At 59.7% G+C, this 24,941-nt stretch carries 15 protein-coding genes and 1 tRNA gene; 9 read left to right on the plus strand and 7 right to left on the minus strand.

The window, feature by feature from the left end:
• Positions 1–51 precede the first annotated feature (51 nt).
• The 4 genes from priA to FYJ40_RS06085 all read left to right on the plus strand — a co-directional run bounded on the left by priA (position 52) and on the right by FYJ40_RS06085 (position 5,723).
• The gene (gene priA / locus FYJ40_RS06070) at positions 52–2,523 is read left to right on the plus strand and encodes a primosomal protein N' (RefSeq protein ID WP_154518077.1); all 2,472 of its coding nucleotides are present in this window, start codon (positions 52–54) and stop codon (positions 2,521–2,523) included.
• Between the two features lie 18 nt (positions 2,524–2,541).
• A complete protein-coding gene (def, locus tag FYJ40_RS06075) occupies positions 2,542–3,078 on the plus strand; it encodes a peptide deformylase (protein WP_154518074.1) in 537 nt (178 codons plus the stop codon).
• A 327-nt stretch (positions 3,079–3,405) separates the two neighbouring features.
• Entirely contained in the window at positions 3,406–4,326 is a 921-nt protein-coding gene (fmt, locus tag FYJ40_RS06080; protein WP_154518071.1) for a methionyl-tRNA formyltransferase, read from the plus strand.
• Positions 4,323–5,723: an RsmB/NOP family class I SAM-dependent RNA methyltransferase gene (locus FYJ40_RS06085; RefSeq protein ID WP_154518068.1), complete on the plus strand. Its 1,401-nt coding sequence runs from the start codon at positions 4,323–4,325 to the stop codon at positions 5,721–5,723. The genes fmt and FYJ40_RS06085 overlap by 4 nt, the downstream gene beginning before the upstream one ends.
• A 392-nt stretch (positions 5,724–6,115) precedes the next feature.
• On the opposite strand, the gene FYJ40_RS06090 is transcribed toward FYJ40_RS06085, so the two are convergent.
• The 7 genes from FYJ40_RS06090 to glgB form a co-directional block, all read right to left on the minus strand.
• On the minus strand, positions 6,116–6,352 hold the full coding sequence (locus FYJ40_RS06090; RefSeq protein ID WP_154518065.1) for an FmdB family zinc ribbon protein: 237 nt from the start codon (positions 6,350–6,352) through the stop codon (positions 6,116–6,118).
• An 88-nt stretch (positions 6,353–6,440) separates the two neighbouring features.
• Positions 6,441–9,737: a 4-alpha-glucanotransferase gene (locus FYJ40_RS06095; RefSeq protein WP_154518062.1), complete on the minus strand. Its 3,297-nt coding sequence runs from the start codon at positions 9,735–9,737 to the stop codon at positions 6,441–6,443.
• A 219-nt stretch (positions 9,738–9,956) separates the two neighbouring features.
• Complete coding sequence (gene glgA / locus FYJ40_RS06100; RefSeq protein ID WP_195838616.1) at positions 9,957–12,344, minus strand: glycogen synthase GlgA; 2,388 nt, start codon at positions 12,342–12,344, stop codon at positions 9,957–9,959.
• 90 nt (positions 12,345–12,434) lie between these two features.
• Positions 12,435–13,562, minus strand: coding sequence for a glucose-1-phosphate adenylyltransferase subunit GlgD (gene glgD, locus FYJ40_RS06105; protein WP_154518059.1), 1,128 nt, complete (start codon positions 13,560–13,562; stop codon positions 12,435–12,437).
• A 4-nt stretch (positions 13,563–13,566) separates the two neighbouring features.
• Positions 13,567–14,715 carry a glucose-1-phosphate adenylyltransferase gene (locus FYJ40_RS06110; RefSeq protein WP_154518056.1) on the minus strand — a complete coding sequence of 383 codons (1,149 nt, stop codon included), beginning with the start codon at positions 14,713–14,715 and terminating at the stop codon, positions 13,567–13,569.
• A gap of 105 nt (positions 14,716–14,820) precedes the next feature.
• Positions 14,821–17,247: a glycogen/starch/alpha-glucan phosphorylase gene (locus tag FYJ40_RS06115; protein ID WP_154518053.1), complete on the minus strand. Its 2,427-nt coding sequence runs from the start codon at positions 17,245–17,247 to the stop codon at positions 14,821–14,823.
• A gap of 94 nt (positions 17,248–17,341) precedes the next feature.
• A complete protein-coding gene (gene glgB, locus FYJ40_RS06120; RefSeq protein ID WP_154518113.1) occupies positions 17,342–19,621 on the minus strand; it encodes a 1,4-alpha-glucan branching protein GlgB in 2,280 nt (759 codons plus the stop codon).
• A 331-nt stretch (positions 19,622–19,952) separates the two neighbouring features.
• Here glgB and FYJ40_RS06125 point away from each other — a divergent pair, with 331 nt between their 5' ends.
• From FYJ40_RS06125 to FYJ40_RS06145, 5 genes are all read left to right on the plus strand, one after another.
• The gene (locus tag FYJ40_RS06125; RefSeq protein WP_154518050.1) at positions 19,953–20,642 is read left to right on the plus strand and encodes an HAD family phosphatase; all 690 of its coding nucleotides are present in this window, start codon (positions 19,953–19,955) and stop codon (positions 20,640–20,642) included.
• A gap of 9 nt (positions 20,643–20,651) precedes the next feature.
• Positions 20,652–21,293, plus strand: coding sequence for a thiamine diphosphokinase (locus tag FYJ40_RS06130; RefSeq protein ID WP_370450669.1), 642 nt, complete (start codon positions 20,652–20,654; stop codon positions 21,291–21,293).
• 255 nt (positions 21,294–21,548) lie between these two features.
• Positions 21,549–21,624, plus strand: a tRNA-Ala gene (locus FYJ40_RS06135).
• A gap of 783 nt (positions 21,625–22,407) precedes the next feature.
• On the plus strand, positions 22,408–22,959 hold the full coding sequence (gene loaP / locus FYJ40_RS06140) for an antiterminator LoaP (RefSeq protein WP_370450668.1): 552 nt from the start codon (positions 22,408–22,410) through the stop codon (positions 22,957–22,959).
• Positions 22,960–23,045: 86 nt separating this feature from the next.
• Entirely contained in the window at positions 23,046–24,926 is a 1,881-nt protein-coding gene (locus FYJ40_RS06145) for a nucleoside-diphosphate sugar epimerase/dehydratase (protein WP_229770693.1), read from the plus strand.
• Positions 24,927–24,941: the final 15 nt, after the last annotated feature.

Here is a 24,941-nt window from a genome sequence, read left to right on the forward strand (position 1 = left end):
ATCCGAGCCCCGTTCACCCGAGCGGGGCTCTTGTTTCTAAAGACGTATGGGATGGGAGGTACAGAGACCATGGCCGAGCAACTGTCGCTGTTTGGTTCGCCGGAACCGGATGAAGCTCCGAAGTCCACGGCCCCTGCCGCCGCCCCGGCGCAACCCGGTCTCGCACCCGAACCCGTCTCCGCCTACGCGAGCGTGGTCGTCGACATCCCGACCCGTGCGCTCTCCGAGCCATTCTACTACGGCATCCCGCAGTCCCTTGCCAACGATGCCCAGATCGGGTCCACGGTCCTGGTCCACTTTGGCAACCGTGCGGCCGCGGGCTATATCGTCGATATCGCGCCCGGGCTGGGCGACCTGCAAGGCAACGACACCCTCGACCCCTTGCGCATCAAGCCCATCGAGGCCATCCTCAGCAAGCCGCTCTTTACCGCCGAGGCTGCACGCATTGCGCGCTGGATGAGCCACGAGTACGTCGCGACGCTTTCCGAGTGCCTGCGTCTGTTCTTGCCTCCGGGCGGCAGCCCGCGTGTCGTGAAGGGTGATGACGGCGTGTGGACCGTTGAGCGCCCCGCCGTAAAACCCATCCAAAACCGTTGGGTCATGCTCACGCCCGAGGGATTCGACTACACGCCGCCCAAGACAGCGGTCCGTCAGCGTCAGCTCATCGACGCGCTCCAATGCGGCCCGGTCACGACGCGCGACCTCAACCTGCTCTACAACAGCATGTCGGCAACCATTAAAGCGCTCGAAAAACGCGGCGTCGTGGTGGTGGAGGAGCGCCGCGCCTGGCGTGGGTGTAGCGAGCAGACCACGTTGTCCTCGGCAAGCGGCAAGGCGCCGGTTTCTCTCACCAACGGCCAGCAGCAGGCGCTCGCCCAGATTGAACGCGCCCGCCTTGATGCCCATGGCGACGTGGTCCTTGTCGATGGCGTCACCGGTTCCGGTAAAACCGAGGTTTACCTCTCGGCCATTGAGCGCGTGCTGGCGGCCGGCCGTTCGGCCTGCGTACTCGTGCCCGAAATCTCGCTGACGGCCCAGACCGTCGGCCGCTTCCGCTCGCGCTTTGGCGAGACGGTCGCGGTCTTCCACTCGCGTCTTTCGGCCGGCGAGCGTCTGGACCAGTGGGATATGGTTGCCAGCGGTGCCGCGCGCGTGGTCGTGGGCGCCCGCTCGGCGCTCTTTTGCCCGCTCAGCGATCTTGGCCTCATCATCATCGACGAGGAGCACGAGACCAGCTACAAGCAGGGCTCCAGCCCGCGCTACCATGCGCGCGAGGTGGCTGCCGAGATGGCGCGCCGCTATCGGTGCCCGCTCGTGTTGGGCTCCGCCACGCCCTCGGCCGAGGCCCTCGACCGCTGTCGCCGCGGTATGTACAACGGTGCCACCTGGACGCGTGTCGAGATGCCCGAGCGCCCGGGACACGCCGTGCTGCCCACGGTCCGCATTGCCGATCTGCGCCGCGAGTTTGCGCACGGCAGCCGCTCCATGTTCTCAAAACCGCTGATGGAGGGCTTGGAACGCGTGGTCGAGCGCCGCGAGAAGGCCGTACTGCTGCACAACCGCCGCGGTTTTGCTCCGTTTTTGATGTGCCGTGAGTGCGGCTGCGTCCCCACCTGCAACCACTGTTCTACCGCGCTCACGTACCACGAGCGCACGCACACACTGCAGTGCCACACCTGCGGATCGTCCTGGCGCGTGCGGCCCTATCCGGCGCCCACGAGTCGTTGTCCCAAGTGCGGCAGCCGCTACCTGGCAAAAATGGGCCTGGGTACGCAGCAGATCGAGGACGCCCTACACCAGATGATGCCCGAGGATGTCGCCATCATTCGCATGGACGCCGATTCCACACGCGGCAAGGATGCGCACAAAAAACTACTCGAGCAGTTCGATGCCGCCGATTGCGCGGTGCTGCTGGGCACCCAGATGATTGCCAAGGGCCTCGATTTTCCCGAGGTCACGCTCGTGGGCGTGGTCAATGCCGACTTTGCGTTAAAGCTGCCCGATTTTAGGGCGGGGGAGCGCGCCTACGATTTGCTGGAACAGGTCGCCGGCCGCGCCGGTCGCGGCGATCGTCCCGGCGAGGTTATCATCCAGACGTATCTGCCCGAGGACCCGGTCATTCGCGCCGTCGCCGAGCACGATCGTTCGATCTTTACCGACTACGACCTGGACCAGCGCCGAGACGCGCTGTACCCGCCTTTCGTGCGTCTTGTCAACATTTTGGTGTGGTCGGCGAACGCGGATGACGCGCAGGACTACATTGGGCGCATCGCAAAGCTCCTCAAGCGCCGCTGGCATGCCGCCGCTCCTGACTTTTTGCGGGCCGGAAGTGTCGTGCCGCAGGTGCTGGGACCGGCTTCGTGTGTAATCGAGAGAGCCAAAGACCGTTATCGCTTCCATCTGCTTGTAAAGTCGCCGGTAGGGTACCATGTCTCTGATGATATCGACGCCTGCCTCAAAGAGGTGGGCTCCGTGCGCGGCGTGAGCGTGAGCGTTGACGTCGACGCCTATGATTTGATGTAACAACCCGAAAGGATGGCCATGGAAGCCAACGGAATCGTACTTTCGCCCGACCCTCGTCTGCGTCAGGAGTGCGCCATTATCGAGGAGATCACCCCGGCGATCGAGGCGCTTGCCGAGAAGATGAAGAAGATGATGTTCGACAACGGCGGTTGCGGCCTGGCTGCCCCGCAGATCGGCGAGCTCATCCAGCTCGTCACCATCGACTGCGACTACACCGACAAGAACGACTATGATCCCTACGTGCTCATCAACCCTGTCATTGTTGAGCAGAGTGACCATCTGGTGCCGTTTAGCGAAGGCTGCCTGTCCATCCCTGGCATTAGCTGCGAGATCGAGCGTCCCGACCATGTCGTTGTCGAGGCATACGATCTGGACGCCAACCTGATTCGCTATGAGGCCTCGGGCGACCTGTTCTGCGTGTGCCTGCAGCACGAGATCGATCACCTGCACGGCAACACCATGTTCGAGCGACTCAAGCCGATGCAGCGCATCAAGGCCGTCAAGGAGTACCAGGACGCCCTGGCCCGCGGCGCTCGACCGGGCGAGACTGAATAAGGTCGTCCGTCCCTGGGGCTGGCCGCCTATATATCGTCCCGCGCGCAGTTTCGCAGCGCAGCGAGAATGTTTGAGCACGGGATGATATATAGGCGGCCAGCCCCAGGGACTACTAGTTCTTGGCTCGGTTCGCCCGGGTGCCGTCGGGCCAGGGAGGGACGTCTTCGCTGATAATTGCTTTGTTGGAAGAGCTGCTTTTATTGCGGCTCTTTCTTTGGTTTTGGGTATATTTGTTCTTGTTGAATTGTTATTGCGGATGGGCTGGCGACTTGGCTTTCCGCTGGTATTTGTAGCCGTCTCGGTTTTGTTTGAGGGGAGACGTTCTTGATGCGTATTGTGTTTATGGGTACGCCCGATTTCGCGGTGCCGTCGCTGACTTCGCTTGTTGAGGCTGGGAATGAGATTACGCTGGTAATTACGCGTCCCGATGCTGTTCGCGGGCGTGGTAAAAAGCTGGAGCCGTCTCCTGTTAAGGCCAAGGCGCTTGAGCTTGGTCTGCCCGTTGTTGAGGCAAATCGTATGACGCCGGATGTTATTGATCGGCTTAAGGCTGCTGATGCCGATATTTTCTGTGTGGCTGCCTATGGCTGCATTTTGCCCGATGAGGTGCTGCATATGGCGCCGCTCGGTATTGTGAATGTTCATGCTTCGCTGCTGCCCCGTTGGCGTGGCGCTGCTCCCATTCAGCGTGCCATTCTTGCTGGTGACGAGGTTGCCGGCGTTTCCATTATGCGCATTGGGCATGGCGTGGATACGGGCGCTTATTGCGCCCAGGCGTCGACCTCGGTTGCCGGTAAACATGCCGAGGCACTCACGATGGAGCTTGGTGAGCTGGGCGGTAAGTTGCTTGCCGATACGCTTCCCTCGCTTGCCGATGGCTCGGCTGTTTGGACTGAGCAGGATGAGTCACTCGTCACTCATGCTGCCAAGATTTCCAAGCAGGAGATGCGTCTGGATCCGCAGATGGCCGCGCTTGATTGCGTGCGTCATGTGCTTGCCTCTTCCGACACCGCTCCCGCTCGCTGCGTGATTGCCGGCAAGACCGTGCGCGTGCTCGATGCCGCGCCGGCAGATGTATCGCTTGGCGAGGGGCTCGTCGCCGTTCGGGCCAAGCGCGTCTACCTGGGCCTGTCCGATGGCGCGGTCGAACTGCTCGAGGTTAAGCCCGATGGTAAGCGTGCTATGGCTGCTTCTGCCTGGGCTGCCGGCCTGCAGGGTGCGGATCTTTCGTGGGGTGTTTTGTCATGAGTAAGCTTTCCCCCGCGCGCAAGCTCGCGCTTGATGTTTTGATGGAGGCCGATCGCCGCGGCATGTACGCGCGTGACGTGCTCTCGTCGCGTGCTTCGGCCAAGGCCATTGACCAGCGCGATTCTGCTTTTGCCGCTCGTTTGGCACTGGGCGTTGCAGCCACCCAGGGCATTTTGGATGAGCTGCTCGACCAGTTTCTCGATAAGCCCAAAAAGGTCGCGCCTCGTGTGCGCATGGCACTTCGTATCTCGGCCTTCGAGATGCTCTACCTGCATACCCCGGGTCGCGTTGCGGTGAGTCAGGGCGTTGAGCTCGTGCGCAGCGGTGCTAAGTCTGCCGCCGGTCTGGCGAACGCCGTGCTGCATAAGGTTGCGAACAACGTCGAGGACTTTGCCACTGCGGCGGATGCCGATGAGTCGGAGCGCCGTTTGGTTCGCCTATCTCGCCTGATGGGCATGCCGCGCTGGCTTTGCGCTCGCATTATGGCGTCGTTCGATACACCCGAGGGCGCGCTCGGCTTTGCCGGCAATCTGGCGCCCGCGCCGCTGGCTTTGCACGAGAATGCCTTTGCAACCAAATCCGATCCGTACATTTCGCAGCTTGTGGCACCCGTGTTCCCGGGTTGCCATGCGCCGGTCGACGCGCAGGCCACGGTTGCGTCGGGTGTGTTTGAGCGCGCAGCTGCCGTGGCCTCGGACCTTAACGCCCAGCTCATCGCTACCGCGGCGACCCGTCCCGGGCGTTGTCTAGAGATTGGCGCCGGTCGTGGCACCAAGACCTATGTGATGATGTGCCAGGCCAAGCGTGCCGGTTACGACCGTCAGCACACCGCACTCGATTTGCACGACCGCAAGTGCGACCAGAATCTCGCACGTCTGCATAAGGCGGGCATTACGGGTGTTCGTACGGTGTCGGGCGATGCCTGCGAGCTTAATGAGGTGCTCACGTCCTTTGACGCGATGCTTGGCGAGCCTGCCCTGTTCGACACGGTGTTTATCGATGCTCCGTGCTCGGGCACCGGCACCATGCGCCGTCATCCCGAGATACCTTGGCGTCTGACCGAGAACGACGTTACGACTGAGTTGCCCCGCCTGCAGCTGACGATGCTCAAGGAAGCAGCCGCGCGCGTGGCTGCCGGCGGTGAGCTTATCTATGCCACCTGCTCGGTCTTCGACGAGGAGAACACGCAGGTCGTTGATGCCTTCCTAGCCTCTCCCGAGGGCGCCGGCTTTACCGTGGCGCCGCTCTCCGAAGCCCAGATTTTGCAGCTACCCGATTTCGCGCAGGCCAAGAAGCTTGTCTCCGTACGCCAGAACGACCGTGGACTTTTCCAGAGCGTCCCCGCAAACGCCGATTCCTACGACGGCCACTTCTGCGCCAGACTGGTCCGCAAGTAAAACGGATTCCAAGGGTAGCTAATTTGGGACGGGGCTTTTTTAGCTGCCCTGGCCGCCAGTCGGCCAAACATTTGCGTTATCAGCTGGGGCAGCTAAAAAAGCCCCGTCCCAAATTAGCTACCCTACGTTTCAAGATGACCTGCCCGCCACGAAATGGGCCTATCTACTACATTAAACCCATTACCCTCAACCATGCCGAATTTAGCGAAAACAAAACCGCAGGTAGACGGCTCGTCGATTTTGTAAAAAAGCAGGTGTGCTCGGACCATACGGGTCAAACGTAGTAGATAGGCCGTTTTCGTGGCGCAACCCCAGACCAGTCGCCGGGGCGTGGGACATTCCTGAAAAAATTCGGCCCTGCGATCGGCGTTGATCGCAGGGCCACGTTGTTCTTAGTGGTTATGTGGGCAGTCGGCGCAGCAACCACTGGTGGCGCTGGTGCTGGACCCGCCACTGCGCTGGTCGGTGTTGTAGAAACCGCTGCCGTCGAACTTAATGCCGCTGGCCGAGAACGTCTTGGATGCCGGGGCGCCGCAGCTGGGGCATACGACCTCGGGAGTCTCGGACATGGGGTGCTCAACCTCAAAAACGTTGCCGCAGCTCGTGCACTTATATTCGTAGCGCGCCATAATACTTCCTTTTCAGCACAAAGCGGGCAGATCGCTCTGCCCGCAAAAATTCAAACAGCTGTAACTGTACCCCATATCGGGGGTTTTATCACGCTTCGCCCCAGAATCTATGGGTGCTGCGCAGGAGCTTCGCAGTTTTCCCTTCGGCCTCCGCAACGTCTGCCTCTTGTGCTTGCCACGTCCAGTTGCCTGTGGCTACACCCGGCACGTTCATACGTGCGTCGTCGCCCAGCCCCAGCACATCCTGCAGCGGCATCATCACCAGGGGGGCGTCGCTTGCGAGCGCGTCGCCCATCAGCTTGGCCGCCACCTCAATACCGATCGACTCGTCGCCGCCTGCAAAGGAGCGCGTGCACCAGCCAGCGAGCGTCGAAGTGTCGTGCGTCGAGGTGTACAGGATTTTGCCCGGCGTGGGATGAATTCCGCCGCGAACGTCGTAGTCACTAAACTCCAATACGTCCATGCCGGGAAAACCGCAGGTCGAAGCCATAGCGCGAACGCCAGGCGTCAGATAGCCCAGATCCTCGGCAATAAAATTGAGCGGACCCAGCTCGTCGTAGGCGGTCTGGAACAGGTCCTTGCCCGGACCCGCAAGCCAGCGGCCGTCGGCACAGGTTTTGCCAGCGGGAATGCTAAAGTAGCTGTGGAAGCCCAGGAAGTGGTCCAGGCGCACGCGGTCGTAGAGCGCGAACGCTCGGCGCAGGCGGTCCATCCACCAGCGATAGCCGTTCTCCTTCATGTGATCCCAGCGGAAGGTGGGGTTTCCCCACACCTGACCTTCGGGCGCAAAGTTGTCGGGCGGCGCACCGGAGATCTCGATTGCCTTGCCGGTATCGGACAGCCAGAAGTTCTCGGGCTCGCTCCACGCATCTGCCGAATCGTCCGACACATACATCGGGATATCGCCGATGACCTCGATGCCCTTCTTGTGCGCATAGTTCATGAGCTCGCACCAAGCCAGGTCAAAGCGGTACTGCATGTACGCCTGAAGCTCGGCCTCGTCGTGGAAGCGCTTGTCGTCGATCAGATGCTCGTTGTAGCGCGCGACATCTGCCGGCCAATTGTGGCGCGACTCGCCCTCAAAGTATTTCTTAACGGCCATGTAAACGCAGTACTTCTCGAGCCAATCGGCATTGCGATGTTTAAACGCGGTGTACAGCGGGTCGGCATCTTCGCCGCCGTGGGCCTTCCAAGAAGCGAAGTCGGCGGCCAGCTCCTCGTGACTCTCGGGCAGCAGGTCGATGTTACCCGCAAAAGCCGAGGGTCCGGCATAGGGGGAGCGGAAGAAATCCGTCGGGTTGACGGGCAGGACCTGCCAGTAGCGCATGCCCATGGCGGCCAGGTGGTCGATAAAGCGGCGCGTGGGTGCGCCGATCGTACCCGGCTTGCCATCGTCAGTCGGCACCGAGGTAATGTGGCACACGACGCCCGCGCCATAATCGAGCGGCTCTTGCAGGCGCCTCTCGGCATGGTGATGGATGATCGAAGAGCCCAGCGGGCACAGATCGAGCGTGACTGTACCGTTGTGGATCTCGCACTCGTGGCCGCTGATCACGTCACTCGCGCATTCACCGAGCGCCGGAATCGTCACGCGGTGCGAATTGCGAAGGCTGCGATTGACGATAACAGTCGCAGCCTCGCCGTCTTTGCCCGTGCGGGTGTAGGCTAGGACGTCGTCGTTAAGCGCGAAGGCCTTGATCTCGCCGTCAACCATAAAAGGCAACGCGCGGCGCAGGGCGGATGCGTTCTTCACGATGGCCAACGTATCGAAATCGTGGAGCTGGTCCTTTGTCGGCAGGGTACGGCGGTTGCCCGGATCGGTGAGGCCCTCCAGGCCGTACTCATCGCCATAATAGATCGAGGGCACGCCGGGGAAGGTCATCTGCATGAGCGTCGCCAGCCAAAAGCGCCTCTTGGCCAGGTCCATGGAGTTCTCGTCCAAGCGCCATTTGCTACGCTCGCTCTCGGGTAGCTGCGACTCGTCGGGACCACCGCCGAGCACCGAGATAATACGCGGACGGTCGTGGCTCGAAAGCAGATTGAGAGCGCAGGCCAGTGCCTCGCGCGGGTAGTTCTCGCGCAGTGTCTCGATGTCCTCGGCGGCCTGATAGGCATCTCTGTAGCCCATCAAAAAGCCGATGACCATGTCGCGGAAGGGGTAGTCCATGGCGGAATCGAGTTCGGAGCCCTGCAGATAACGGCGCAGATGGCCATAGCTGATCTTGTTGGAGGCGTCCTCCCAGACTTCGCCGAGCAGCAGCGCATCGGGCTTCTCTTCGAGCACGGCGGCCTTGATATCGGCCAGGAAGTCATCGGAAAGCTCGTCGGCCACATCGAGTCGCCAGCCGTGGGCACCGGCGCGCAGCCACTTGCGAATGACGCCGTCCTTGCCCAGAAGCTTTTTACGCACGAGCTCGGAATTCTCGTTGAGGGCGGGCATGTTGCTCACGCCCCACCAGCAGTCATACGAACCGTCCTCGTGGAAGGTAAACGCATCGCGCCACGGGGAGTCCTCGCTCTGCCACGCGCCGACGCCGGGATAGTTGCCGTAGCGGTTAAAGTAGATCGAGTCGTCGCCCGTATGGTTGAAGACGCCGTCCAGGATGATGGAAATGCCGAGCTTCTCGGCCGCCTCGCACAGCTCCGTAAAGTCCTGCTCGGTTCCCAGAATCGGGTCGATCTTGGTGTAATCGGCCGTGTCGTAGCGGTGGTTGCTCGCGGCCTCAAAGATCGGGTTGAGGTAGATGGCCGTAAAGCCCAGCTCGGCGATGCGGGGCAGGTCATTTTGGATACCCTTGAGCGAGCCGCCGTAAAAATCCCAGGTCTTGATGGATCCGTCTTCGGCACGCTCGTACACGGGCGGCTCGTTCCAGTCCTCGACCATGCGACGCTGGATTCCGTTACGCGGTTTTTCGACCTCGGCCAGCGTGCGTTCGCGCCAGTTTTCGTCGCGGGCGTAGCGGTCGGGGAAAATCTGGTAGACCATGCCGTGCTCGTACCAGGTGGGACGGTTCTCGCGGTGCTTGTAGACGGTAATCTGGAAGGACGGAACTTCGGCGTAGTCGTATACAACGCCCTCGCCGCCGGTGCGACCCTGCGGCGCACCCAAGCGGACCTCGGACTGGCCTTCGATATTGCATATAAAGCTGTACCATACAAGACAGGGCTCAGCGCAGTTGAGCTCACCGGTAAAGATGCCATCGCCCATGTGCTCCATGGGGATCAAGGTCTCTCCGATGCCGTCGACCCAGGTGCGCAGGGTGAGCGTTGCCTGGTTGGGGTCGGCATCCTCCAAAATCACCGAAAGCGAAACGGAAGTTCCAGTGGTCACAGCGCCAAAAGGAGTGCGAAACTGCGTCAGGCGGCTGTTGTGTATCAATCTCATAGTACGGTCCAGTTCTATACAATCATGGCCAGCGGGTCATGGGCTTAACGCACAGTGCATAAGTATATCCGTTGCACTTTAGTTGTATAAACTACAGTCGCTCACTATCGGCGAACGGTTGTCCTAGAAAATCGTTTTACCAACTATCTACAGAGAAGGGGCGCCCGGTTGGAGCGCCCCTTGTTTAGGGTTTTTATTAGGTTTTAGATCGTCTGTGGACTAGCGGCGCTTGCGGGTGGCCGTTGCCTTGCGGACGGAGGTCTTTTTGGTCGGAGCCTTTTCCTCGGCTGGAGCGGCGGGGGAGACCGGGGCCTTCTTGGCGGGTTCGGTCTTTACCGTTGCCTTTGGAGCGGTCTTGACCTCGGCGGCCTTCGGTTCCGGCTCGGCCTTTACTGCGGGTTTGTCCTTGGCTTTAGCCTCTGCCTTGGGAGCGGCTGTCTTGGTCGTAGCCTTTTTGGCCGTTGTCGTGGCGCGCTTGCGTGTGGTGGTCTTGGCGGCCGGCTTTGCCTCGACAGGTGCCTCGGCCTTGGGCTCGGAGGGCGCCTCCTCGACCTTGACGGCGGGCTTTGCAGCAGCCTTCGGGGCCGTCTTCGCGGCGGCCTTCGTCGTAGCAGCCTTGGTCGCCGGCGACTTCGTAGCCGTGGCCTTCTTGGCGGTCGCGGTCTTGGTCGCGGTCTTGGTCGCGGTCGTCTTCTTGGCAGCGGTCTTAGCCGGAGCCTTTGCCGCGGTCTTAGCCTCGGCAATGGTAGCCTCAGCGGTGGCCTCGGCCTTTACCTCGGGAGCGGCCTCGGCTTCGACGGCCTTCTTGGCTGCGGCGGTCGTACGCTTGCGCGTGGTGGTTGCCTTGGCAGCGGTGGTTTTGCTCGTAGCGGCCTTCGTGGTCGTGGCCTTCTTAGCCGTCGTCTTGCGGGTCGTCGTCTTCTTGGCGGCAGGCTTCGCCGTGGGCTTTACCTCGCCGTCGTCAGCGGGCTTCTCCTCGGACTTGGGCTCCTCGGCCTTGGGCTCCTCGGCAGCAGCGGGCTCCTTAACGGGTGCCGCAGGCTCGGCCTCAGCGGCAACCGGCTCCTCCACAGCCGCAGCAGCCTCCACAGCCTCCGGCTCCTCCACAGCCGCAGCAGCCTCCACTGCCACCGGCCTCTCAATCTCTGGGTGCATAAAGAAGTACAGGTCCAGATACTTATCGGCCGAACGTGTCCAGCTAAAGTCCTGGCTCATGGCCTGCGTGACCAGCTGATCCCAGGCCTTGCGGTTATCCCAGAACAGGCGAGCCGCACGGAACACCGCGTCGCCCATCTCGTCGCCGTTAAAGTGACTAAATGAGAAGCCCGTGCCCTCGCCGGTAAACTCGTTGTACGGTTGCACGGTGTCCTTCAGGCCACCGGTCTCGCGCACAATGGGCAGGGTGCCGTAGCGCATGGCGATGATCTGCGACAGGCCACAGGGCTCAAACTTCGAAGGCATCAGGAACATATCGGCGGCGGCGTACATGCGCTGCGAAAGCGCCGGGTCAAACTCGATACGCGCCGCCATGGTGCCGGGGTATTTGCCCTGGAAGTAGCGCAGGCCGTCCTCGTAGTCGCAGTCGCCGGTACCCAGCACGGCCACCTGAACGCCACCGGACAGGATGCGGTCGAGCGCGTACATGACCAGGTCCATGCCCTTCTGTCGCGTCAGGCGCGTGACCATCACCATAAGCGGGCGGTCGTCGCGAATCTCGAGCCCCAACTCCTCCTGCAGTTTGGCCTTGCATACGGCCTTCCCCGCACGGTCATCAACCGTGTAGTTGGCGGCAATGCGCTTGTCGGTCGCCGGATCAAAACCCGCAACGTCAATGCCGTTGAGGATACCCTGCAGTGCGTACGAACGCTCGCGCAGCACGCCGTCCAGGCCCTCGCCAAACTCGGGCGTCTGGATCTCGCCCGCATAGGTGGGGCTCACTGTGGTGATGGCATCGGCATAGTGCAGCGCGCCCAGCATATAGTTAATGCTGCAGGCGTCACAGCGCAGCTGCGTGGCGGCTGCCGGAATATGCGCCATGCCCAGTATGTCTTCCATCACGGTGTCACTAAACTGGCCCTGGAACGCCACATTGTGGATCGAGAACACGGTCTTGACGCGGTCGTACAGCGGCAGGCCTTGGTAGAACTCTCGCAAGAACACGGGCGCCAGCGCCGTCTGCCAGTCGTTGCAGTGCAGGATGTCGCACTCAAAGCCTTCGGGCAGGTGCTGCAGGCTCTCGGTGATGGCCTTGGAGAAAAACGCGAAGCGCTCGCCGTCGTCAAAGAAGCCGTAGGGATAGTCGCGCGCAAAGTAGTGCTCGTTGTCCACGAACATATAGGTGACGCCGTCGTGCTCGAGCTTCTCCAACCCGCAGTACTCGTTGCGCCAGCTCAGGCTCACGTAAAAGTCGGCAAAGTGCTCCATCTGCGCCTTGTACTCGTCCTTGATGGTGGCGTACTTGGGCACCATCACAATGACTTCGGCGCCAGCGCGCACGAGTGCCGCAGGCAGCGAGCCCGCCACGTCACCGAGGCCCCCGGTCTTAACAAACGGCGCGCACTCGGCCGAGGCAAACACGATCTGCATCTTTTTGCTGGTTTGTGCCATTTTGTCTCCCATGTTGCAATTCGAGAATAGTCGCCTGGCGCTAACCGGGCGACTATTCTACAAGTTACGTGCGATTATGTGGTGCCAACGTTAACGAGCGATGGTGGTATCGGACGTTAACGGAGCCTTGCCCAGCACCAGGATGTTCTCGGGCGTACCGCGAAGCTCGGTGTTGGTGGGAACCACGTTGTTCTTGTCCAAGATGGCGTTCTCAACACGGGCGCCGCTCTTGATGATGCAGCTCTGGTTGATGATCGAGTTGGTCACCGAGGCGCCTTCCTCGATCACAACGCCGCGCGACAGGATCGAGTTGCGCACGGTGCCCTTGATGATGCAGCCGGCCGAGATGATCGAGTTGCAGGCGTGGCTGCCGGTCGCGTAACGCGAAGGCGGCACGTCGTGGGCCTTGGTCAGGATCGGGCGCTCGGGGTCAAAGAGCTGATCGGCCACGGTCTGGTCGAGCAGGTCCATGCTGCGACGATACAGCGACTTCTCGCTAAACACGCCCACGACCTCGCCCTTGTACTCATAGCTGCACACGTCGATGTTGCCAAAGTCGCCCTGGAGTGCCTCGAGCAGGTCCAGATAGTCGGCGGCTTGGTAGTGGTCGATGATCTGGAGCAGTGTCTCGCGGTTGACGATGCAGCAGTCCATAGAGGCGTTGTCGCCGTACGCGACGCCGGCGCTCACGCCCGTCAGGCGGCCGTTCTCGTTGATATCGAGCTTGGTCTCGTCTTCGACGTTGTGCGTGGCCTTGCAGTACACCACGGTCATCTGGGCACCGGATTTCTCGTGCGCCTCGATAATGGTGTTGAGGTCCATGTTAAAGATGACGTTGGTGCCCATCATCACAACATAGGGCTTGTCCGAGCGCTGGAACAGCGTCTTGTTGGAGATGATGTCGCGGAGCAAGAAGCGCATGCCGCCCTTGGTGGTGCCATACGCGTTGCCGGGCACCATGAACAGGCCGCCGTTCTTGCGGTCCAGGCCCCAGTCCTTGCCCGAGCCCACGTGGTCGATCAGCGAGCGGTAGTTGCCCGGCATGACAACGCCGACGGTCTTAATGCCGGCATTCATCATGTTGGACAGCGGAAAGTCGATCAGGCGGTAGCGGCCCAAAAACGGAACGGACGCGATGGGGCGATCCTTGAGCAGCACGCTGCCGTAGGTCGAAGAGTAGTTAGCGGTGATATAGCCGATGGCCTTGCGATTGATCATCGGATCATTCCCCCTTCCCGACAACGACGTCATTTCCAACGACGGCCGTATCCTTGGTGGTATCGACAGAGCCGAGCTTCACGCCCTCTTCGACCGTGGAGTTCTCGCCCAAAATAGCGCGGCAAATGTGCGCGCCGCTCTTAACGTGCGCACCCGGCAGCAGCACGGAGTCCTCGACCACGGCGCGCTCCTCGATGATGACATCGGTCGAAAGGATCGAGTGGCGAGCGGTGCCGTAGATCTTGCAGCCATTGGAGACCAGGCAGTCGTCCAGGCGACCGTCCGGGCCAATGTAGTGCGGCGGACGCGTGGTGATGTTGGACATGATGGGGAAGCTCTTGTCAAACAGATCGAACTCGGGGTTGTTGCCCAGCAGGTCCATCGAGGTCTCGTGGAAGCTGGCGATGGTACCGACGTCCTTCCAAAAGCCGTGGAACTCGTAGCTGTACAGGCGCTTGTCCTCGCCGAGCAGCTTGGGGATGATGTCCTTGCCAAAGTCGTGGCTCGAGCGCTGGTCCAGAGCGTCCTCCTCGAGCGCCTTGACCAGCACGTCGGCCGAGAAGATGTAGATGCCCATGGACGCGAGGTTCGAATCGGGCTTCTCGGGCTTCTCCGTGAACTTGGTGATGCGGCCGTCCTCGGGGTCGGTGGTCAGGATGCCAAAGCGGCTGGCCTCCTCCCACGGCACGGGCATAACGCTCACCGTGAGGTCGGCGTTGTTCTCAATGTGCGTCTTGAGCATCTTGCGGTAGTCCATGCGATACAGATGATCGCCCGAAAGAATCAGGACGTACTTGGGGTCGTTGGACTTGATGTAGTCGAGGTTCTGCGTGATGGCGTCGGCCGTGCCCGCATACCATGCGCCACCGGTTTGCGTCTCGTACGGCGGCAGGATCGACACGCCACCGTCGCGGCTGTCCAGATCCCACGCCTCGCCAGACCCAACGTAGGCATGCAGCAGGTAGGGACGATACTGCGTCAGAACGCCCACCGTGTCGATGCCCGAATTGGAGCAGTTAGACAGCGAAAAGTCGATAATGCGGAACTTGCCACCAAAGCTAACCGCCGGTTTAGCGATCTTTTGGGTGAGTGCCCCCAATCGACTGCCCTGTCCTCCTGCGAGGAGCATCGCGATGCATTCTTTCTTACTCATCGATTTCTCCTTCTGTCATCGATGTTCCTAAACCCATTAGCGACGGGCGCGGCGCTCGGTCGCGCCCGTCGAGTAATGCCGTGCGGCAAAGGGAACTCGCGGCCTTTACGCGTGCCAGATCTCGTCGCGGTACTCGCGAATGGTGCGGTCGCTCGAGAACCAGCCGCTCGAGGCGGTGTTGAGCAGGGCCTTGCGGTTCCAGGTCTCCTGGTCGCCATAGCTGCCCGTGAGCTTCTCCCATGCATCCACGTAGCTGCGGAAGTCTGCCATGACCAGATCGGGGTCGTTGTTGTTCATAAGCTCGTTGTAGATGCTCTCAAAGTTGCCCGAAAGGCCGGCAAACGTGTTGTCCTTGAGCTCATCCATCACGAGGCCCAGACGTTCGCGATCATTGTTGAGCGTATCCCACGCAAAGTAGCTGTTCGATGCCCAGAGCTGCTCGACCTCGGGAGCGGTCAGGCCAAAGATCGCCTCGTTCTCGCGGCCGGCCAAATCGGCGATTTCGATGTTGGCGCCGTCGAGGGTGCCCAGCGTAATGGCGCCGTTCATCATGAGCTTCATGTTGGACGTGCCCGAGGCCTCCTTGCCAGCTGTGGAAATCTGCTCCGAAATCTCGGCGGCAGGGTAGATGAGCTGGGCGTTGCTCACGCGGAAGTTGGGGATAAAGCAGACCTTCATGACCTCGTTGACGCGCGGGTCGTTGTTGATGACCTCGGCAACGGAGTTAATGAGGCGAATGGTCTCCTTGGCAAAGGTGTAGCTCGACGCAGCCTTGCCGCTAAAGATAAAGGTCGTCGGTGTCACGTGGAAGTTGGGATTGGCGATGCGACGGTTGTAGATGTCCATCACCTTCATGATGTTCATGAGCTGGCGCTTGTAGGCATGAAAACGCTTTACCTGAACATCGAAGACGGTGTTGGGGTCTATAACCAGACCGGTCTCTGCCTTAACGTAGGCGGCAAGACGCTCCTTATTGGCGCGCTTGGAGGCACCCACGGCCTTCAGGAACTCGGTGTCGTTCTGAAAACCTTTAAGTTTCTCAAGCTCAAAGGCGTCCTTCAGCCAGCCGTCGCCAATGGCCTCGGTCACGAGCTTGGCGTAGGTGGGGTTGGCCTCGGCAAAGAAGCGACGGTGCGAGATGCCGTTGGTCTTGTTGTTGAACTTCTCGGGCGTCAGGGCATAGAAGTCCTTGAGCACATTGTTCTTGATGATATCGGAGTGAATCTTGGCCACGCCGTTGACGCTATGGCTGCAGATCACAGACAGGTTGGCCATGCGAACCTCGCCGTCCCATAGGATGGCGGTCTGGCGCAGACGCTCCTGCCAGCCCTCCTGCGTAGTATCGAACGACTCATGCCAACGACGGCTGATTTCGTCGATGATCTGGTACACACGGGGGAGGAGCTTGGAGAACGTGCCGATGGGCCACTTCTCCAGGGCCTCGGGCAGGATGGTGTGGTTGGTGTAACTCACGACCTGCGTCACGATGTTCCAGGCGTCATCCCACTCGAGCTTCTTCTCGTCGATGAGGATGCGCATGAGCTCGGGGCCGCACATGGCGGGGTGCGTATCGTTGGTGTGGATGGCCACAAACTGCGGCAGTAGCTCCCAGTTCGCGCCGTGCTCCTTCTCAAAGGTGTCGAGCAGGCTATAGATACCGGCCGAGACAAACAGGTATTCCTGCTTCAGTCGCAGCAGACGGCCGTGCTCGCCGGCGTCGTTGGGGTAGAGGATGGCGCTGATGGCCTCGGCCTCGGCGCGCTCGGCGTCGGCCAGGGCGTAATCGCCGCGGTTGAAGGCCTCAAGGTCAAAGTGCTCCTCGACCGGCTCAGCGGCCCAGACGCGCAGCTTGTTGACGGTCTCGCCGGCATAGCCCACCACGGGGATGTCATAAGGGACGGCCAGGATGTCCTGCGTGTCCACGGTTCGATAGAACGTGCGACCGTTCTCCTCAAAGCCCTCGACGCGGCCACCAAACTTAATGGTTACGGCCTTGTCCTGACGACGGACCTCCCAGGGATAGCCGTTGGTGAGCCACTCGTCGGTGGTTTCGACCTGGCTGCCGTTGACGATCTCCTGTTTAAACAGGCCGTAGCGGTAGCGCATGCCGTTGCCGTAGCCGGCAATGCCCTCGGCTGCCATGGAATCCAGGAAGCATGCGGCCAGACGACCCAAGCCACCGTTGCCCAGCGCCGGATCGGGCTCCTGGCTCTCGATGACGGACAGGTCAAGGCCCATATCGTCGAGCGCCTCGGCGACCATGTCGCGCACGCCAAAGTTGAGCAGGTAGTTGTCGAGCAGGCGGCCGATCAAAAACTCGATCGAGAAGTAGTACACGCGCTTCTTGCCCTCGGCGGTGGCGCGGGCGTCGCTCTTGGTGGCAACGGTGCGGGCCTTCTCGGCCACGAGCTTGGCCAGGGCGTTAAAGCGATCCAGATCGCTGGCTGCCTCGACGCTCTTGCCGCTAATGCTCATGACGGCATCGCGATAGAGCTCGGTAAACTCCTGCTTGTTGTCGAAGATCTTATTCATACGTTCCTTTCCCCCGGGGATGTTTCTCCCGGAACGGTTGTGACTTGTATCCTACGCCCCGCTGGGGCGGGTAATTACAGCTGTAACGGCTTTGTTACGCATCCTTAGGTGATGACTTAACAGAAGCAGACTTGGCTTTGGTAGCGGCCTTTTTGGCAGCCGGCTTCTTGGTCGCGGTAGCCTTGGCAGCGGGCTTTGCGGTGGCCTTAGCCTTGGCCTTGGTCGTCGTAGCCTTCGCCTTGGCCGGAGCCTTCTTGGCGGTCGCCGGCTTGGGCCTTACCGAGGACGCACGCTTGCGGGTCGCCTTCTTGGGCTCCTCGACCACGGGCGGCTTATAGCTGCTGGGGCCGCGACGCTTAAGCACCACGCCTGCCAGGCTGGGCACCTTAATCTCGATGGAGTCCATCTGCCCGTTCCAGGGATAGGGCTCGCTCGAGCAGGTGTAGGGCTCCTCGCCAGCATAGCCGCTGCCGCCAAACTCGGGACGGTCGGAGTCAAAGATGACCTCCCAGTCGCCCTCACGCGGCACGCCCACTCGGAAGCTCTCGTAGGCCGCCGGGTCAAAGTTAATCAGGATCACGAGGTCGTCATCGACGTTTTCGCCCTGACGCACAAAGCTCACGATGGACTGCTTGGAGTTGTCCGCGTCGATCCAGGTAAAGCCATCGTCATTGTAACCGCGCTCGTACAGGGCGGGCTCGGCGGTATACAGGTGGTTGAGCGCCTTAATGAACGCCTGATGGTGTGCATGGGTCTCATACTGCTCGGTCAAGAACCACTGAATAGATTCGTAGTAGCGCCACTCGATAAACTGGCCAATCTCGTTGCCCATAAAGTTGAGCTTGGCACCGGGGTGTGTCATCTGGTAGAAGGCGAGCGTGCGCAGGCCGGCAAACTGGCGCCACCAGTCACCCGGCATGCGGCCGATGAGCGAGCACTTGCCGTGCACGACCTCGTCATGGCTCAGCGGGCAGATAAAGTTCTCGGTAAAGGCGTACATGATGGAGAACGTGAGCAAGCCATGGTTGCCGGGGCGCCACGGAAAATCGGTTTGCATGTAGTGCAGGGTGTCGTTCATCCAGCCCATGTCCCACTTGTAGTGGAAGCCCAGGCCGCCGTCCTGCGGCGGATAGGTCACAAGCGGCCACGCGGTGGACTCCTCGGCCATCATCATCACGTCGGGGTAGTGCGCCTCAACAGCGCAGTTGACCTGACGGATAAACGCGCTGGCGTCCAGGTCCTCCTCGGTACCGTACTTGTTGAACTTCTTTTGGCCAGGATCGTCAATGCCAAAGTTGAGGTACAGCATGCTGGACACGCCGTCCATGCGAATGCCGTCCACATGGAAGTTCTCGATCCAGTACAGCACGTTGGAGACCAAGAAGGAGCGGACCTCGCCGCGGGCGAAGTCAAACTTGTGCGTGCCCCAGTTGGGGTGAATCTCGTGCTCAAACAGCATGTGCCCGTTAAAGGTGGCAAGGCCGTGGGAGTCGGCGCAAAAACCGCCGGGCACCCAGTCCATAATCACGCCGATGCCCGCCTCGTGGCACGCATCGATAAAGTGCATGAGCTGCTGCGGGTTGCCGTAGCGCGATGTGGCGGCAAAGTAGCCGGTCGTCTGATAGCCCCAGGAGCCATCGAAGGGGTGCTCCATAAGCGGCATGACCTCGATATGCGTGTAGCCCATATCGCGTACGTAGTCCACGAGCTCCACCGACAGGTCGTCGTAGGTGTAAAACTCGCCGCGCTGCGCAGGGAAGGGGTCCATGGGGCCGGGGTAGTTGCCGTACTCGTCCGGCTCGCCCTGTGGCTCGTCTCCGTGGCGCTTCCACGAGCCAATATGCACCTCGTAGATGTTGAGCGGCTGCGACATGTGGTTGTGGCCGGCGCGGCGCTTGAGCCACGCGGCGTCGTTCCACTGGTAGCCATCGAGGGTCCACAGCACGCTCGCCGTTCCCGGAGGGCACTCGGCCTTAAAGGCGTACGGATCGGCCTTGTAGAGCTTTTCGCCCTCGTTGGTCTCGATGAGGTATTTATAGAGCTGGCCCTGCTCGGCGCCAGGAATAAAGCCTTCCCAGATAGCGCTCGTGTGTACGGGCACCAGCGGGTTGGCTTGTTCGTCCCAATTGTTGAATTCACCGATAACGTGGACGCTCTTAACGTCGGGCGCCCAAACGCAAAAACGCCAGCCGCGCGTGCGCTGCTGCGTGTCGGGATGCGCGCCCATCTTTTCCCAGCTGCGCTCCCACATACCGATGCCAAACAGATAGACATCGTCCTTGGTGAGCTCCGGTGCGTGCGGGGCGGCTTTACGGGTAGCGGGCTTTTTGGTTGCTGGCTTTAGCTTTGTATCGCTCACGTTTGATCCCATCATGACGCGGCAGCGTGTTGCCTTGGTGACTAGATGCGAAAGGTCCAAGGCTGCACGAATCGAAGGGACGGCGATAGCTCTATGATTCGTCCCACCTCGCGTGCACGGTGGAACTTTCGGCAAAAACCACAATAACACCTGTCCGTTACATTTATGGACGAAAGTGGATTTACGGTGGCGTTTAATCGGTGAGCGCCATGTTTATGCCACTGACAGAATTGCGATGGTAAAACTCTTGACAGTTTTACCAATTAGGGTTTCAAGATTTTTAGATTTACGTTTGGTAAAACGTTTTTAGCAGGTTGTTTACCATTTGACATTGAAAGGCTCGTTTATGGACCACATCGCTGCCCCAAGTGTTGCTTTTATTTTCGATTGCGACGGAACGCTGGTAAATAGCACCCCCGTTTGGGGCCATGCACAGACCGAGTTATTGCGCCGTCATGGCATTGATGTAATGATTGACGATTTTGCCCAGTTTGAGCATTTGTCGCTCGAGGACGAGTGCCAGGCCTATCACGACACCTGGGGCATTGGCGCAAATGGCGAGGAGCTGTATCGCGAGCTGAGTGACATCCTGATCGATGGCTACTCCAAGGTGCCGCCGCGCGAGGGGCTCCTCGCGTTTCTGGAGCAGGCGAAGTCGGCCGGCATTGCTATGTGCGTGGCCACGTCCACGCCGGCCGAGCTGGTGCAGTCCGCACTCGCGGGTGCGGGGCTCGACGCCTATATGGAGTTTATTACCACGACGGGCGAGGCGGGCCGCTCCAAGCAGTTCCCCGATGTGTACGAGCTGGCGTTGCGCCGCCTGGAGGAGCGCCACGGTCACCAGTTTGAGCGCGCGTGGGTGTTTGAGGACGCGGTCTTTGGCCTTAAGAGCTCTGGCACTGCAGGCTTTAAGCGCGTGGGCATTTATGACCCGCACGGCCGTATGGAGCGCGACGAGGTTCGCGACAATTGCGATATCTTTATCGACAGCTATGAGGACCTGGATCTGGCCCGCGTGCTTTCGTTTGAGGGCTAGGCGAGGGCCGTGGCTTGTAAGGTATTAGTGGTATGTGGCTCGCCCGTGGTGGCGAGCGCGGATCTGTTGCGTCGACTAGCGGGGGAGTGCGACCACGTTGTCGCCGTGGACCGCGGGCTCGACGCGCTGCTGGGCGCCGGCCTGGGCTGCGACGTGTATGTAGGAGATGCCGACACGGTGAGCGACACCGGTCGCGCGTTGGTCGATGCCGCCGAGGCCTTTGAGGTTGAGCGCCACGACCCCTACAAGGACTATACCGATCTGGCGCTGGCGCTCGATTCCGTCCGACGTCGATGGCCGGGTGCAGAGGTGGTTGCGACCTGCGCCACCGGCGGTCGCCCGGACATGGCGCTGTCTGTGTTAGGGCTACTGGCAGGCTATGCGGACGCCCCCGTCTGGATCGAAGAAGACGAAGTGACAGCCAGAATCCTGCACCAGGACGAGACCTGGACCATTGAGGGCGCCGTGGGCAAAACCTTCTCCATCATTGCCATAGCCCCCAACACAGAAATAAGCGAACACGGCCTAGAATGGGAGCTAGATCGGAGCTCGCTGGGCCTGTTGGCCGACACCGGCATCTCTAATGTCGTAAGGAAAACGGCCAAGATTCAAGTCCACCAAGGAACGGCAATCGCCTACCTCTACAAGTAAGGTGCCGCCGCGTGAGGGTTTTATCGGGACGGTGGGCGAGTAGGCAATCGCCGCGTGAGGGTTTTATCGGGACGGTGGGCGAGTAGGCAATCGCCGCGTGAGGGTTTTATCGGGACGGTGGGTTAATTAGCTGGTTTTGGCTAAGCCAAAACCAGCTAATTCAGCCCCGTCCCAGGAAAACCCGTAAGTAAGAAGTTCAATCCAAAAAACTTCTTGCACAACCAAGGATCTTCCCCTATAGTATCTCCTCGTCACGGGGGCGTAGCTCAGCTGGGAGAGCGCTTGACTGGCAGTCAAGAGGTCAGGGGTTCGATCCCCCTCGTCTCCACCATCGTGAATGCAAAGGCCTTCGGAAAACCGAAGGCCTTTTTTCATGCGTATCCACACTACAAACCAAAGTGACGCTCGCATCAACCTGTAAAAAGTTGCGCAATTACCTCCCCGTTTTGTACAAAGTTTGTTAGCCAAGCATAATAGTTTGAGCAATTCACGCCGCCAGTAATACAACTCAGGCAGTGCTCACCAACCCACACACCCCCATAAACCTGCGGCAATGTGTGCAAGGCGGCACAATATCTCCCATAACCACGGCAAGTAACCAATATGTTGCTAAACACACCCCAAAACGTATGGGCTACCTGCTGTGCTAGGATAACTAACATTACATGGGTTCAACTGTGTTCACGGCTCCAGCAAGCCGCAAAGCACAGGGTCGATCAGCATCCGGCCGTAACGGCGGTGCCAGAAAAACCACGAGCTCCAATAGCGTCGTCATGCGTTTCGCATCGAAAGGCTTTGTTTTTGTCTACGGGCAAGCCGTTCTTTCGATTCGATATTTCATGACTCATCGCAGCAGTCCTACAGCTGTTAGCGTGCGGTCCAGTTTTGTTCCCGCTTGACTGGATCGCACGCAGCCAGCTGGGGTCGCGGTCATTTTGCGATACACGTCCGCGACTCTAGCAACTGCACTTATACATACCGTTCACGGTGGGGCAGAGCCACGTGCTTGTCTAACTGGGCTCAGGGTTTGAATATGGAGCGCCTTCGCGCACAAGCGCCCTGGCGAAGCCATACCTAAACCCCGTGAGCCACACGTAAGACAGCAAGGGGGGTGGTGCTCGTGTGGTATGTGATCCAGGTCATTAATGGTCGCGAAGATGTAATGCGCGAGCGCATTGAGCGCATGGTGCCGGCTGGCGCCATTGCGGAGCTCTTTTATCCCCAATTTCAAACCGAGATAAAGGTACACGGCGAATGGGTCAATACGACCAAGCCGCTCTTTCCCGGTTATCTTATCTGCGATACGGCAGATCCCCGCACCGTGCAACAGTATCTGCTGCGCATGGACGACTTTGCCCGGGTGCTATCCCAGGACGGTCAGTTTGTGCCGCTGGCAAAAGAAGAGGTCCAGCTTATTGGCAGCTTTACTCATGCGGGAGACCGCGTAGTGCCCATGAGCGAGGCCTTAAAAGACGGCGACCAGGTCGTAGTGACGGCAGGTCCGCTACTGGGCCACGAAGGCCTTATCAAAACCATTAACAGACGCAAGAGCACTGCTTATTTGGAGCTCGACCTGTGCGGCCGACGCGTAACTACGCGCGTTGGCCTTGCCGTGCTTTCAGCCGAGCAGCGCGCAATGCGAAACCATAAAAAGGCGATCGCCTAGCTGCAGGCGACTGTTTAACGGGACAGGGAGGATCCCCGGGGGCGGGGACGTAGACAACGGGATTAATAGAGAAGAGAAGAGCTAATTTGAACACTGAATCCAAGAGTGCAAAGCAAAAGGGTAAGCTGAGCGCCTTCGAACCGTATGCGCTGATGGCCTATGACTTTGCTGCGACCTTTTTCGCGGTGTTTATCGCATCGTGGGGAACGCAGCATTGGGCATCATTTAGCGGGGCTGCGGGCGCATTCCCGGCAGTTACTGTGCTCGCGGTTATCAACGTCATCGTATTTTGGTTTTTCCACATGTATAGCAGCCTGTGGCGCTATGCGAGCATTTCCGAAGCCGGACGTATTGTTGCCGCGGTAACTGTCGGTTCGATTATCGGCGATGTGATCTTTAGCGCACTCTTTGGCAAGGGCATGTCGCTTCGCGAGGACGTCATGGCGTGGGCCATTTTAGTCATTATCTGCGGTGGTGGCCGTTTTGGTATTCGCGCTATGTACGGCAGTCAGCTCTGGCGTTTTAAAAGCAAGTCCGACGCTCATCTGCCTCGCACACTCATCGTCGGAGCTGGCGAGACCGGATCGCTCACTATCAAGCGTATGCTCAACGGAGATCCCGATATGATCGGTGACCCTGTTGCCGTTGTGGACGACGACCCCAATAAGCAGAACCAGCGCATTCACGATATTAAGGTTTGCGGCACCTGCGAGGACATTCCCGCTATTGCACACGATTGTGAGGCAGAGCAGATTGTCGTAGCCGTACCGAGCGCCACACATGAAGAGCGTCAGCGTATCTATGACCTGTGCATGAAGACAGGTCTTAGGGTCCTCACACTCCCCAATGTTCGCGATATTCCGCAGGATGGTTTAGGCAGGGTTGCCCTTCGTGAGGTCGAGATCAGCGACTTGCTTTCTCGCGAGGAGAAGTCGCTTGACCTTAAGCAGATGGGCTACGTTACCGGTAAGCGCATTTTAGTCACGGGCGGCGGCGGATCTATTGGCTCAGAACTTGTGCGTCAGCTGCTTCCGGCAAAGCCTGCGCAAATCGTGTTGTTCGACATTTACGAGAACACTACCTACGAGCTGTATCACGACATCGTCAAGACCGCTCGTGATCAAGGCACTGATATTCAAGTTTATATCGGCTCCATTACGCATCTTCCGGCGATTACCAAGGTCTTTGAGAAGTACCATCCTCAAGTTGTTTTCCACGCTGCAGCCCACAAGCACGTTCCTCTTATGGAACACAACGCCCGTGAGGCAATCGAGAATAACGTTTTTGGCACGCTCAACGTCGTGCGTCTTGCCGACAAGTACCAGTGCAGTCACTACGTGCAGATTTCTACCGATAAGGCCGTTAACCCCACGAACGTAATGGGTGCCACCAAGCGTATGGACGAGATGATCGTTCAGTATTACGCGGCCAACAGTAAGACGATCTTTACGGCTGTTCGGTTTGGCAATGTTCTGGGCAGTCACGGATCGGTCATCCCGCTGTTTAGGCGTCAGCTTCGCGAAGGCGGTCCCATCACCATTACGCACAAGGACATTACGCGTTACTTCATGACCATCCCAGAGGCAAGCAAGCTGGTCATTACTGCTGGTGCTTTGGCGCATGGCGGTGAGATTTTTGTTCTGGACATGGGCGAACCGGTAAAGATTTACGACCTTGCCGTGAACCTCATCACGCTTAGCGGTCTTAAGCCTGGCAAAGACATCGAGATTAAAGAAGTCGGCCTGCGTCCTGGCGAAAAGATGTACGAGGAGCTCCTTATGGACAACGAGCAACTCCTGCCGACTGAACATTCAGAGATTCGCATCTCCACGGCCGAGGCCGACAAGATGGAAGAGATCAAAGACAAGCTTCAGAGGCTTCGTGACTGCCTCGACAAGGATAACGATACGGTCAAGACCGTTCTTGCCGAGGTTGTACCTACGTATCATCCGCAGTTTAACGATTAGGGATAAGGAGCCACG

The organism is Collinsella sp. WCA1-178-WT-3 (M1) (assembly GCF_009696325.1).
Taxonomy (GTDB): Bacteria; Actinomycetota; Coriobacteriia; order Coriobacteriales; family Coriobacteriaceae; genus Collinsella.

What these genes read in the sequence shown, in the direction of transcription:
- priA (WP_154518077.1), top strand. Translation starts at nt 52, where the DNA reads ATGGGAGGTACAGAGACCATGGCCGAGCAACTGTCGCTGTTTGGTTCG.
- def (WP_154518074.1), top strand. Translation starts at nt 2,542, where the DNA reads ATGGAAGCCAACGGAATCGTACTTTCGCCCGACCCTCGTCTGCGTCAG.
- fmt (WP_154518071.1), top strand. Translation starts at nt 3,406, where the DNA reads ATGCGTATTGTGTTTATGGGTACGCCCGATTTCGCGGTGCCGTCGCTG.
- FYJ40_RS06085 (WP_154518068.1), top strand. Translation starts at nt 4,323, where the DNA reads ATGAGTAAGCTTTCCCCCGCGCGCAAGCTCGCGCTTGATGTTTTGATG.
- FYJ40_RS06090 (WP_154518065.1), bottom strand. Translation starts at nt 6,352, where the DNA reads ATGGCGCGCTACGAATATAAGTGCACGAGCTGCGGCAACGTTTTTGAG.
- FYJ40_RS06095 (WP_154518062.1), bottom strand. Translation starts at nt 9,737, where the DNA reads ATGAGATTGATACACAACAGCCGCCTGACGCAGTTTCGCACTCCTTTT.
- glgA (WP_195838616.1), bottom strand. Translation starts at nt 12,344, where the DNA reads ATGGCACAAACCAGCAAAAAGATGCAGATCGTGTTTGCCTCGGCCGAG.
- glgD (WP_154518059.1), bottom strand. Translation starts at nt 13,562, where the DNA reads ATGATCAATCGCAAGGCCATCGGCTATATCACCGCTAACTACTCTTCG.
- FYJ40_RS06110 (WP_154518056.1), bottom strand. Translation starts at nt 14,715, where the DNA reads ATGAGTAAGAAAGAATGCATCGCGATGCTCCTCGCAGGAGGACAGGGC.
- FYJ40_RS06115 (WP_154518053.1), bottom strand. Translation starts at nt 17,247, where the DNA reads ATGAATAAGATCTTCGACAACAAGCAGGAGTTTACCGAGCTCTATCGC.
- glgB (WP_154518113.1), bottom strand. Translation starts at nt 19,621, where the DNA reads ATGATGGGATCAAACGTGAGCGATACAAAGCTAAAGCCAGCAACCAAA.
- FYJ40_RS06125 (WP_154518050.1), top strand. Translation starts at nt 19,953, where the DNA reads ATGGACCACATCGCTGCCCCAAGTGTTGCTTTTATTTTCGATTGCGAC.